Raw genomic sequence first — 10,215 nt, 5'->3', positions numbered from 1 at the left:
CACGATCTCCTGCACTACTCGTACCGCGACATCGGCCATCACCTGGGCAAGATCGATGGCCTGACCAGTCTGGCGGCGATGCAGATGCACGAAGCAGGAGCCCGCAGCGTCCTCCCCGGCTTGGTGTTGCGGCCACCGCTGGAGTTCCTGCGCGTCTACCTGCTGCGTCGCGGCTTCCGCGACGGCATCCCTGGACTCGTCGTCGCCGCCCTGCACGGCACTTACGTCTTCCTCCGCTACGCCAAGCTCTACGAGCTGCGGCGCCGCGACCAGAGCGAAGCACCGCCGCCTTGAAACCTCAGGCACCTGCGGACGCCAGGCGCGCCCGCGACACCGCCTCGATGCGATCGGCGACGTGATCCCAGGAGTAGCGCTCCGCCTGCGCCCTGCCTTGCCGGGCCAGACGCTCGCGCAGGGCCTGGTCGCGGCAGAGCGCGAGCAGGGCGCGGCGAAAGAAGAAGGGATGCCGCAGGCGGACGACGAGGGCGGTTTCGCCGTGCGCCGCCAGATCCTCGGTGCCGGCACGGGTGCAGACCACGGGCACGCCGCTCGCCATGGCCTCCGCCACCGTGTTGTTCCAGCCGGCGCGACGTTCCGCCGAGAGGAAGAGGTCGCAGCTCGCGTACAAACGCGCCAGCTCGTCTTGCGCGCGGTTCCAGTGGAATTCGTGGGGAACGGTGCATTGCAGCTGCGACGCTGGGTTCTCCGCGCCTCCCGGCACCGCATGATCGAAGAGCACGAGCTGCACCGGATGCGCCAGGGTGCCGGCCCATGCCGGAGCCCGGTGCCGTAGCGCCGTCGCCAGGCCTTCGACGGCGCGCACGGCCAGGCCGGCGCCCTTGCCGGCTCGCGCCCAGCGGCCGAAGACGAGGACGCGGAACGGTTCGGGAGCGGCGCGCGGCGTCTGCCGCGGCTGGAAGCGATGGATGTCGACGCCGCCGATGGCGGGCTCGGCGTGCACGCGATAGCGCCGCCACAGGCGCTGGCCGAGGCCGCTGGAATTCGCCAGCAAGGTCCAGCCCCGATGGCGGGCGATCGCGCCCCCCGGAAGATTCTTGTGTACGCAGTAGAACAACTTGAGGCGAGCGGTCGCCGCCGCGAAGGGCTCGATGAGCTCCGGGGACGCCGTGAGCAGCACGGCGTGACGCTGGGCAGCGAGCGCGCTCAGCGGCTGGACCTCGCCGCGGTACTCCATCCAGGTGGGCGGGGCGCCCTCGGGGTGGTAGAGGACATAGCGATGCCCGCGCGCCACCAGGACATTGCCGATCTCGAGGAAGCGCCGCACGCCGCCGAAGACGTGCACGTGGGGGAGCAGCACGCCGAAATCGAGCCTGCCGTCGGTGTGGGGCAAGAGGAGATCCCCTCCCGCCGGCAGGTTAGCATCTGCAGGGGCGGGGGCTGGGGGCGTTGACCCTGACCTGGTGGCGCGGCTACCATCTTGGGACGCCTTCCCGCGGGTCCTGGCCCGGTCGGGCCTGATCTCGTTCCTGATCCCTGGATTCTTGAAGACGCGGGCGCCTCGACGATGCTTCTCGCCTCACACCAGTGGTGCCCCCGCCTGGCGGCGGCTTGGCCCGGCCCGCTGCCGTGGCGCCGTCGCGGCGCGGCAACTCCTTTCGCTCGCCTCCTCCTCGCCCTGGTCGGCTTCGGCGCCCCCCTTGCCGTGGGAACCGTGCCGGCGGCGGCGCAGCCGGGGAGCGTCGGACAGTGGGGCGCGCCGATCGCGTTTCCTTTCGCGGCTTCCCACGCGGCGCTCCTGCGCGATGGCCGCGTTCTCCTTTGGAACGATCTCGGCGCCCTGCCGCAGATCTGGAACCCGGCGAATGGCACCTTCGCCAGCGCGGCGGCCCCGGGCGCCCTACCGGGCGGGATGGCGCAAGCGAACCTCAAAGATGGACGGCTGATCCTTCTCGGCGGCGTCGCGCCCACGGATTCGGGTCTCGCGACGGTGTGGCGCTACAACGTCATCGGCAATGTGTGGCAGTCCTTGCCGACCTTGATCACGGGGCGCGACGAGGCGACCGCGGTGCTCCTCGGCGATGGCCGCGCTCTGGCGGTGGCGGGCGACGTGGCCCCCAACGCGGCCGCGGCGGTGCCGGAGCTGGCGCAGCCCGGCTCGAACTGGGTGGGGCTCACGAATGCGTCGCGCTCGCTGCCGCGCCGCCCCTGGTGCTTCCTGCTCGCGAACGGCATGGTGGCCGTGGCTGGCCCCGAGCGCACCACGCGACTCCTGGACGTGACCGGGAACGGCGACTGGAGCGTGGTGAGCGACATGCTGTTCGGCGCGCGCGACGGCGGCACCGCCGTGCTCGTTCCGGGAGTGACCGACCGGGTCATGAGCCTCGGCGGGCGCAGCCCGGCCACACCGACCTGCGAGATCATCGACCTCAGCAATGGCCTGGGCTGGAGGGCCACCGCCTCCATGTCCGCGGCGCGTCGTCACCATCAGGCCACCATCCTGGCCGACGGCAGCGTGCTCGTCACCGGGGGCACGTTGATGGGGGACGAGCTGCAATACGCCGTCTACGCCGCGGAGCGCTTCAACCCGGTGCTGGAAACCTGGACGGATCTCGATTCCATGGCGGTGCCGCGGCGGAACGGCTCGGTGGCGCTGCTGCTCCCGGACGCGCGGGTGCTGGTGGCCGGTGGCGGTACGGGTGAGGCGGGCTCGGAATTGCACGCGAACGCGGAGATCTTCTCCCCGCCGTATCTGTTCAAAGGCGCCCGTCCGCTGATCACCGCGGTGGCGGACTCGATGGTGTATGGCGACAGCCTCACGGTCAACACGCCGGACGATTCCATCGCCGCTGTGTGGCTGGTACGAGCCGGCACGGTGAGCGCCGGCTTCAACGCCGACCAGCGCGCTCTCTCGCTCGGGTTCCTCCCCCATGTGGGGAACGTCCGCGTGGCGGCGCCGAACGACCACGAGGCAGCGCCGCCGGGACACTGGCTGCTCTACCTTGTGCACAACTCCGGCGCTCCGTCGCTGGGACGCATCGAGCGGCTCGTGGACCTGCCGCCGCCGCTCAACCTGCCGGTCATCACCTCCTCACCGTCGCTCACCGCGAGCCTCGGCTCCCAGTACGTCTATGTCCCCACCGCCACCGGCCCGGGGCCGATCACCTGGAGCCTGACGCAGGCGCCGGCTTGGCTCATCGTCAACAGCGCCAACGGCATCGTCACCGGGATCCCGACGGCGGAGCAGAGCTTCGCCGTCACGCTGCGGGCCACGAACAGCTCCGGCTTCGTCCAGCAGAGCTGGAACATCACCGCCACCGGCACGGTGCGGAAGGTGATCGCCATCGGCAGCATCTGGCGCTATTTCAAGGGCACGACCAACCCCGGGAGCACCTGGGCCAACCTCGGCTTCAACGATTCCTCCTGGCTCCAGGGGGCGAGCGGCTTCGGCTTCGGCGACAGCGACGACGCCACCGTGCTCACGGACATGCAGAACAACTACGCTACCGTGTACACGCGGCGCGCCTTCACGGTGTACGAAGTGCAGTCGGTGACCCGGATCGCGATCCTCTACGACTACGATGACGGCTTCGCCGTCTACCTGAACGGGACCCGCATTTTCGACCGGGGGGCGCCGGCGACGATCACCAACACCAGCCTCGCCACCAGCTCCCACGAGGCGATCCACTCTTTCGAGCGCCAGGAGATCACCACCCCCGCCACGCTGGCGCTGCTCCAGGAGGGGCAGAACGTCCTCGCCGTCGTCGGGCTCAACAATACGCTGGGGAGCAACGATGTGACCTTGCGCATCGAGCTCGAGCTCGTCGGCGGTTCCGATCTGCCGGTGGATGCACCGTGGAGCGAGGCAGGCAGCGGCGACTGGGTGTTCCCCAATCCTTTCCAAGACGGCACCCATTTCCGCTTCGGCTTGCAGCGCGCTGGCGCGGTGCGGCTCGAGCTCTTCGACGTGCGTGGCCGGCGGCTGCGCACGCTGCTCGCCCCCGGCCTGCTCCCGGGGATGCAGCACCTGCAGTGGGATGGCCGGGATGAGGGTGGCGAGGGTGTCGTTCCCGGCGTGTACTTCTATCGCTTGCTGACGCCGGATGGCGAGCGCCGCGGCAAGCTCGTCAAGAGCAGCATCGTGGCGCGCTGAGCAACGCTACCCGCTGAGCAACGCTACCAGAGGTCGGGTGTCGGTTCCGCGGCGAGGCGCTTCTCGATCACCCGCGGGATCACCATGATCTTGAGGAGCTCGTTGGCGCCCTCGCCGATGCGGGCGAGCAGGGCGTCGCGCAGGTGGCGCTCGATGCGGGAATCGCGGACGTAGCCGTAGCCGCCGGCCAGCTCGATGGCGCGCTCACCGACGCGGACCGCTGCTTCGCTGGCGGCGACCTTGGCGATGGCCGCCTCGGCGGCGTAGTCGAGGCCGCGGGTCTTGTCGAGAGCGGCGGCGTAGGAGAGCACCCGCCCGGTGTGGATGTCGATGAGCATCTCGGACAGCTCGCGCTTGGTATTGTCCAGATCGATCAGGCGCTTGCCGAAGAGCTGCCTCTCGTGGGCATAGCGCAGCAGCTTCTCGTACGCCCCCTGAGCCACCCCCGTCGACCAGCCGCCCACCGTGACCCGACCACCGTTCAGCATGTGCATGGCGTACTTGAAGCCGTTGCCTTCTTCGCCCACCAGGTTCTCCGCCGGCACCCGGTAGTCCTCGAAGACGAGCATGGCGGTGTTCGAACCGCGCACTCCCATCTTTTCCTTGATGGGTTGGATCTCGAAGGTCCCGGCCCAGCCGGGCTCGACGACGAAGGCGGAGAGACGGTCCGCGGTGCTGTCGCGGGCGATGATGAAGAACACCTGCGCCGAGGGGCCGTTGGTGATCCAGTACTTCGTTCCCGACAACAGGTAGGAATCGCCGTCACGCCGGTAGGTGGTGCGCAGGGCCCTGGCGTCGCTGCCCGAGTCCGGTTCGGTGAGGCCGAAGCAGCCGATGAGCTCGCCGCGCACGAGACCGGGCACGTAGCGCTGCCGGAGCGCCTCGCTGCCGTAGCGGTAGATGCCGTCGGCGGTGGTGCCGTGGATGGCGACGCCGAGGGTGAAGCCGGCATCGGCCTTGGCCAGACTCTCCAAGCCCGCCACGGCATAGGTGAACGCTGCTCCGAGGCCGCCCACATCCTCGCCGAATTGGAGCGCCATGAAACCCGTGCTGCCCAGGGCGCGGAAGGTGTCGGGATCGAAGGTCTCCGCCTCGTCGTGCGCGGCAGCGCGCGGCGCCAGGCGCTCGGCGGCGAAGCGGTCCACCGTCGATCCGAGGAATTCGATGAGATCGGCGTGCTGGGGATCGCCGGCGTGCAGACGGCCCAGGGCGCGCTTCTGATCGTGGATGAAGAAAGGCATGGCCGGTTCGCCCCCGCTCCTCGAGAAACGCGGTCTCGATTTGCGCAGCAATCCCTGGACCGAGAACCGGCACGGGACTCGGCGGACCAGGAGGGCCGATCGCAGCGCGCCGCCCTGCAGGCAACCTGCGGGAGCCTAGCACAGGCCGACGGGCGGCGGCGATGGGAGGCCGTCCCGCGGCGATGGGAGGCACGGTCGAGCCGCGGCGGGCGGTCGCGATGGCATTGAGAAGGAAGGCGGCTTGAGGCTAACCTTCCGGGTTTCATCGCGACGGGTGCGACACGACGCCGCGCCCCGTGCAGGTTCCCATCCTTCCTTCTTCCCGGGACCGGTCACGACGCGAGCGGGCCGCGGCGGCAGCCCGTCGCGCCTGCGGCGTTGCGAAAGGTGGAGATCCATTGCGCCTCACGAGACTGGGCCGCTGGTTGGATCACCCACTGACGCTTTGCGTCCTCGCCGGGGCGTTGTACGCGCTGGCGTTTCCTCCAGTGCACGCGGGTCCGCTGGCGTGGCTGGTGTTGTTCCCCTTCGTCCGCGCCATGCGCAGCCTCCGCACCTGGCGCCAGGCGGTGCTCTACGGCGCCCTCGCTGCCGTGGTCATGTGCGCCATTGGCTACGCCTGGATCGCCGACATGGCGATGCGTTTCTGGCGTGCGCCCTTGCCGGTGGCGGCGCTTCTCCTCCTGGTCTACGCCAGTTTCGGTGAGATCAACTTCACTCTGTTCGCTTTGATCCTGCAGCGCTGGCGCGGGCGCTTCGAGCGCTGGCCCGCGGCGGCGACGGCCTTGTTGTATACGCTGCTGGAAGAGGTGGTGCCGAAGGTGTTCCCCGACACGCTGGGTTCGACGCAGGGGAACATGCCGTTCCTGCCGGCGTCCGCGGCCCTGGTCGGGACCTTCGGGCTCTCCTTCCTCCTGGCTTGGTTCGGCGCTTGCCTCGGTTGGTGGGGAGGTGGCGGCGTGAGCCGGCGGCGCCGCGCCATGGAACTCGGGCTCTGCTTGTTGTGCGTCGCCCTCCTGTGGACCTACGGTCTCCGCCGGCAGCGCCTCATGGCGGCGTTGCCGGTGGAGAGGCAGCTTCGGCTCGCGCTCGTACAGACCAATATCGGCGACGCCGGTGTTTTCATCGAGGAGTTGGGCAGCAGCGGCCGCATGGCGAGCCACGTGATCGGACGCTACGCCGCCATGACCCAGGCGACGGTGAAGGAACAGCGTGCCGATCTCGTCGTCTGGCCCGAGACGGCGGTGCCGGTGACGCCACGGAACGAAGCCTTCGAGCCCGTGCGCGCCCTGGTCCGTAGCCTCGACGTGCCCCTCGTCTTCGGCGGCTATGATTTCCAGGTGCAACGCACCGGCACCTGGCGGGTGTACAACACGCTCTTCTGGATGGATTCCCGCGGCCGGGTGCGCGAGCGCTACCACAAGCACAACCTCTTGCCTCTGGGTGAGCACATCCCGTTCGCCGAACGCTTCCCCGTTCTCCTCGACCTCATCCCCAACGCCGGCGAGTTCTCCCCGGGACCGGGCGCGCGGGTGCTGGAAGTGGAAGGCGTGCGCTACGCGCCCCTCATCTGCTACGAGCTGCTCTTCCCGCGCTACGTCCGCCGTGGCGTGCGTCAGGGAGCCGAAGTGCTCCTCAACCTCACCAACGACTACTGGTTCGGGAGCTACGCCGAGCCCGAGCAGCACCTGTCGCTGGCGCGCATGCGCGCCTTCGAAACCGGCCGGCCCATCGTGCGTGCAACCAACACCGGGATCTCGGCGGTGATCGATGCCGACGGGAGCATCCTGGCGCGGACGGCGCTGTGGCAGCCCGAGGTGCTGCGCGCTACACTGCCGCTGCACACGGCGACCGTGACGCCGTACGTGCGAGCGGGGGAATGGGTGGTGGTGGCCCTCGCTGGGTTCGCTTGGGGTCTGGCGGCTCTGCTCTGGAAGTTCGTCCCCTGAACTCGTCGTTCCTCCCCGAGGTCGCAGGTTCCATGGCGCGCGGATGGGCACGAATCCGGCTCGTGGTTCTCGCTGTCGCGGCGCTGCTGGCCTTCGCAGTCGCCGTCCCCCGCGGGGGCTGGGTCTTCGACGATCACGTCCTCATCGAACGCAATGCCGACCTGGCGCGGGCCGATGTCTGGTGGGCCGCCTTCGGACGGGACTACTACGCCAGCAGCGAAGCTCCCGGTGTTTCGGGCTATTACCGCCCCCTCGCGGTTCTCTGCAACGCCTTCGACGTGCACGTCTGGCGCGGCCGGCCGCAAGGTGCGCACCTGACCAACTTGGTGTTGCATACCCTGGCCACGCTCGCCGTGCTTCCGGCGCTCGCCGCGCTGGGCGTGTCGCCGGCAGCCGCCTGGTGGACGGCGCTCGTTTTCGCCGTGCATCCCGTGCATGCCGAATCGGTGGCTTTCGTCTCCGGGCGCGTGGACGTACTCGCGACGCTCTTCGTCCTGCTGGCGCTCGGCGCCGCGGGTGCGCGGCACCGCTGGGCCTGGCTCGGCGTCGGCGCTGCGAGCCTGCTCGCCTTTCTTTCCAAAGAGAGCGCCATCGTGCTGCCGGTGTTGCTGGCCCTCGTCTGGTGGGTGCAAAGGCGTGCGCCGTGGAAGGAAATCGCCGCCCTCGCCGCCGCGCTGGCGCTGGCGCTTGTCTTGCGTGCGGCGGCGCTCCCGTCGCTGTTGCCGACGACGGCGCAGGGAGCTGCCGCGGCGGGCAATCTGCTCCTGCCCTTGCAGAGCCTCGTGTTCGTTCTGATGGCTCTCTTCGCCCCCGTGGCACGTCTCCTCGTCGAACCGGAGCCGGCGCAACTCGGGGTGGCGTGGGCGGCGGCGGCGGTCGTCGTCGCGGGCGCCCTCTGGGGCGGAGCCTTGGCGCTCCGGCCGCGAGCGCGCCCCGCCCTCCGTTGCGCCGCACTCGCGGGTTTCGCCGCCCTGCTCCCGGTTCTCAACTTGTTGCCGCAGGAGACGCGCTTGTCCGAGCGCTTTCTCTATCTCCCTTCCGCTTTCTGGCTCGCACCGGTGGGTGTTCTGGTGGAGACTGCCTGGGAGCGGCGCGGCTGGTGGCGGCGACTCGTGCTGGCGGTCGCGACGCTGGTGCTGGTGGGGCTGCTCGTGATCTCTTCCTGGCGCGCCCGCCTGTGGCGTGACGACCTCGCCATCTGGCGACAAGCGGTGCGCGAGGAGCCAGAGCGTGCCGCTTTCTGGGACCGTCTCGGCCTCGCCCTCACCGAGCGCCGCAGTTTCGGCCCGGCGGAAGAAGCGCAGCGGCGCGCGGTGCAGCTGGATCCGCGCAATTTCAACGCCTGGCACAATCTCGGCGTCCTCCTGCAGGCGAAGCGCGACACCCAGGGCGCCATGGAAGCGTACCGCCGGGCGCTCGCTCTGCAACCACAGAGCGTCGCCACCCACGTGTACCTGGGCCGTCTCCTGATGGCGGGACGCGATCTCGAGGGAGCCTACGCCGAGTTCCAGGCCGCTCTGCAGGTCATGCCCGAGAACTTCGAGGCCCTGCGCATGGCCGGCATGGTGGCGCTGCGGCTCGAGGACTTCGCCGCTGCGGCGCGCTATCTCGAAGCAGCGCGGCGTCTGCAGCCGGACAACCCGGCGATCCAGAAGGCGCTGGAAAGGCTGCAGCAGCGGCAGCAGCCGTGAGTGCCGCCACATTTCTCCGGCTGCAAGGCCCAACAACCCCGATCGGCCGCGCCGGAATGGCCTTCGCCACCACCTCCCGCATCCAGGCGTGGGGAGGCGAGCGGTGGGGGCAACGGCACGGCCCCCGCCACCGTACAAACCGTACACAGGGGCGGTGCTACAATCGCGCCTCCCCATCCTCGATGGTCCGTGGAGCCGCATCCGACGGAGGAGATCGTGAACAAGCTCGTCAGGAACCTCGGTATCGCCGTGCTCGTCGGAGGGGCCGCGGCGGCAACACCGTCGCCGGGCCAAGAAGCCGGCAAGAGCAATGCGCCCGTGGTGGAGAGCAGCGAGACCCCGGGCGAAGAAGTCAGGCTGCAAGCGAAGGAGCTCTGGCGTCGCGGCGGCGAGGATGACGACGTCCTCTTCGGCCTGGTGGCGGGACTGGTCACCGACCGCGAGGGCAACATCTATGTGCTCGATGGGCAGCTCTCGACCATCCATGTCTTCTCGCCGACCGGGGAGCACCTGCGTCAGATCGGTCGGGAGGGCGAGGGCCCGGGAGAATTCCGCAATGCCAGCGACCTGTTCCTCGGTCCGGGCAACGCGCTCGGGGTCGTGCAAGTCTTCCCGGGACGGATCGTCAAGCTCGGCCTCGATGGCACACCCGCCGGCAACTTCGCGCTTCCGGAGGTGGCGGGCGGCGGCTTCCAGCTCGTCTTCGTCGGCCGCGGCCTGCCCGACCGCGTCGTGCTCGCCGGAGCGCAGCAGCACACGCAGGACGGCAAGCAGAACCAGGTGAGCTACCTCACGGCGTTCGATCCCCAGGGCAAGCAAATCGCTCGTTACCACGAGGAAAACGCGGAAACGCGCTTCGGCGGTATGAAGTTCGTCGAGAAGACCTTCAGCAACTTCCAGCGCCGCTGGGCCCTGGCGCCGGACGGCCGCGTGGCGTCGGCGCTCACCTACGACGACTACCGCATCACCCTGTGGAATCCCGATGGCAGCCCGAACCGCGTCATCGACCGGCCAAAGTACGCGCCCTTCGCCCGCACCGGCGAGATCAAGAAGCGCTTCCAGAAGTTCTTCGACTCCATCACGCGCTGGAACCCGGGCTCCACCTTCGAGGTGAGCCCGACGCACGCGGCCGTCGCCGACCTCCGCTTCGCCGAGGACGGCAGCCTGTGGGTACTCTCCGGGCGGGGCATGTGGGAGCACGAGCCCGGCGTCTTCGCCAGCTA

At 69.5% G+C, this 10,215-nt stretch carries 7 protein-coding genes; 5 read left to right on the top strand and 2 right to left on the bottom strand.

Features of this window, described 5'->3' with window-relative positions; all coding sequences use genetic code 11:
• Window positions 1-294, top strand: a 294-nt coding sequence (locus VFE28_13615; protein HZM17034.1) for a glycosyltransferase family 2 protein, incomplete at its 5' end; no start/stop codon positions are given.
• A 4-nt stretch (window positions 295-298) separates the two neighbouring features.
• Here the strand turns inward: VFE28_13615 and VFE28_13610 are convergent.
• Window positions 299-1,351: a glycosyltransferase family 4 protein gene (locus VFE28_13610; protein HZM17033.1), complete on the bottom strand. Its 1,053-nt coding sequence runs from the start codon at window positions 1,349-1,351 to the stop codon at window positions 299-301.
• 174 nt (window positions 1,352-1,525) lie between these two features.
• Here VFE28_13610 and VFE28_13605 point away from each other — a divergent pair, with 174 nt between their 5' ends.
• Window positions 1,526-4,111 (top strand): galactose oxidase-like domain-containing protein, encoded by a 2,586-nt coding sequence (locus tag VFE28_13605; GenBank protein HZM17032.1) that lies wholly within the window; start codon window positions 1,526-1,528, stop codon window positions 4,109-4,111.
• A gap of 23 nt (window positions 4,112-4,134) precedes the next feature.
• On the opposite strand, the gene VFE28_13600 is transcribed toward VFE28_13605, so the two are convergent.
• A complete protein-coding gene (locus VFE28_13600) occupies window positions 4,135-5,352 on the bottom strand; it encodes an acyl-CoA dehydrogenase family protein (GenBank protein HZM17031.1) in 1,218 nt (405 codons plus the stop codon).
• Between the two features lie 398 nt (window positions 5,353-5,750).
• Between VFE28_13600 and lnt the strand changes: the two genes are divergently transcribed.
• The 3 genes from lnt to VFE28_13585 all read left to right on the top strand — a co-directional run.
• Complete coding sequence (lnt, locus tag VFE28_13595; protein HZM17030.1) at window positions 5,751-7,301, top strand: apolipoprotein N-acyltransferase; 1,551 nt, start codon at window positions 5,751-5,753, stop codon at window positions 7,299-7,301.
• A 32-nt stretch (window positions 7,302-7,333) separates the two neighbouring features.
• Window positions 7,334-8,992: a tetratricopeptide repeat protein gene (locus VFE28_13590; protein ID HZM17029.1), complete on the top strand. Its 1,659-nt coding sequence runs from the start codon at window positions 7,334-7,336 to the stop codon at window positions 8,990-8,992.
• Between the two features lie 216 nt (window positions 8,993-9,208).
• On the top strand, window positions 9,209-10,215 hold a 1,007-nt coding region (locus VFE28_13585), incomplete at its 3' end, for a 6-bladed beta-propeller (protein ID HZM17028.1).

This window comes from Candidatus Krumholzibacteriia bacterium (assembly GCA_035649275.1).
In the GTDB taxonomy this organism is placed as follows: domain Bacteria; phylum Krumholzibacteriota; class Krumholzibacteriia.
This window is presented reverse-complemented; position numbering and strand designations above follow the sequence as displayed.